Genomic DNA, 2,021 nt, shown 5'->3' on the forward strand with positions numbered 1-2,021 from the left:
TAACGCTTTAGTATTCTTTTTGCCTTCACGGCAAAAGAATCAATTGTTGAACTTAGCCATGCAGATGGTTGAGTGAGGATGTTGGCAAGACTTATGCAATAGGTATTTGCTTTTTTGCCAATGATATTGGATGAGTCCACTGTCCCTGTTTGTCTTAACATATTCCCTCAATCTGGTATATCTGTCGCGGCTCGCTGGCCCTTTAATCTGATAATACGCCGAGTATTATGCGCTTTGCAAGTCTGACTAATTTTTAGCACAGCATGGTCTCTCTCGTTCATGCAAGCCTCTTAATAGTTGTCAATATGACTTACTCAGCGAGTTAAGTCGTATTAGCGAAGGCAACCGTCGGTAACGTGGGTAAAATAATGGCAGCCAGCGTCAAGTGACCCAACTTACATTCAGTACAGGGCCATTTAACGCTCTGCGTTGTTTGCTCTGTTTGTTCCTGTTTTTTCGGTGCAAGCCCCTGTTGCTGTTGTATTACCGCGACTTTCTTCTGGCGACACGCGTTAGCTAAAAAGCCATAGTATCGTATTCGCATAAACCCTTTGGGCAACACGTGCAGCAAATACCGCCTAATAAATTCATGCGCCGTTAAGGTCATTACTTTGTGATTGTTGTCTCTATAGTCTTTATATCTAAATCGCACCTGTTCGTGCGTATAGGATAGCAATCTCGACTCGGCCATCATGCCTTTTCGGGTATAACGAGCCAGATAACGCAACACCACCTTTGTGCTATGTAAGCTTTGCTTCGCATAGACGCACCACTTCTTAGGTAGGTGAAGTATCGTAACGTCAATGCCTTTATCCTCAAGTAATGCCATTATCTTGCCTCTGAACACCGCAGATAGGGCTTTGACCGGATACAGGTAACGTTTCTTGTGCTTGCACCACCGTTGCTCTCGGTCAAGCACGCCCGCTGGAACCAAACAGTGCAAATGAATATGCTGTCCCAAGTTCTGCCCCCACGTATGCAAGACGCTGAGCATACCCAACTGACTATCTCGGCCATGACGCTTAGCAGTAAACTTTTGCAGTGTCTGCCAGACGGACTTGAATAAGGCCGCATACACCACTTTTGGCTTGTATTGTGCCAGCACGTTTAACTCATGCGGCAAGGTAAACACCAAATGGAAGTAGCCACCCGATACCACTTGTTGGGATTGTTTTTCAACCCACTCTTGCGTCACTTTTCCTTGGCATCGAGGGCAGTGCCTATCTCGACAGCTACAGCCAATACGCTTTTCCTCCTCGCATTGATTGCATTGCCAGACTTGGTAGCCTAACTTGCCCGTGCGACACGCTAAAATACTTCGACACACCCGATGCTGTTGCAAGCTCATGCGATGCGATTGCTGATACCCAATGAGTGCCTGGTCAAAGATATCGCGCAGATGTAATACGCCCATGACTTACTCCAGTGATTTCAGTAAATCTGTTCCGCCATGGTGCAGCTCGGGTAACCAATGCAAGTAAGTTTGGGTTGTACGAATATCGGTGTGTCCCAATTGGTGCTGCAATTGGTGAATGGGCATACCCGCTTCTAACTGATGCGTGGCAAAAGCATGGCGTAATTTGTGGACATTACACCGTTTTGTTAAGCCTGCATCGGCCGCTACTTTTTGAAGCGCCCTCGAATAGCTGGAATTCGCCATTGGCCGTGTCTCCAACCACTGGGAGTAAAACATCCATTCTGTCGGGCGATACTCTTGCCAATAGTGTCTGAGTTGACGCAGCACGCTCTCAGGTATGACGACATACCGGTGTTTATTGCCCTTACCATTTTCAATGAACACGGTTTTACGCTTTCCATCAATATGCTTTACCTTGACGTGCGTCAGTTCACTTAATCGTAAACCACAGCCATAGCAGAGCATCGTCATGGTTTTCATACGCAAGGTTTGGCAATGTCTTATTAGCGAGACGACTTCGCTTTGTGATAAAAAGTCAGGCGGCTGTCTTTTACGCAAAGGCATCGCCACATCTAATACCAACGTTCGCTTGAGGACGTGTTTA

Annotated in this window: 2 protein-coding genes; both read right to left on the reverse strand. The window is 46.6% G+C overall.

What is annotated here, in order from left to right:
- Positions 1 to 322: 322 nt before the first annotated feature.
- Positions 323 to 1,414 (reverse strand): IS91 family transposase, encoded by a 1,092-nt coding sequence (locus AB9H30_RS19245; RefSeq protein WP_371196414.1) that lies wholly within the window; start codon positions 1,412 to 1,414, stop codon positions 323 to 325.
- A gap of 3 nt (positions 1,415 to 1,417) precedes the next feature.
- A partial coding sequence (locus AB9H30_RS19250) for a tyrosine-type recombinase/integrase (protein WP_371196415.1) occupies positions 1,418 to 2,021 on the reverse strand: 604 nt, incomplete at its 5' end.

Origin of the sequence: Glaciecola sp. SC05, assembly GCF_041380235.1 — a bacterium.
Lineage (GTDB): Bacteria > Pseudomonadota > Gammaproteobacteria > Enterobacterales > Alteromonadaceae > Glaciecola.

Coding starts and splice junctions, on each gene's coding strand:
- AB9H30_RS19245 (WP_371196414.1), bottom strand. CDS start 1,414: ATGGGCGTATTACATCTGCGCGATATCTTTGACCAGGCACTCATTGGG.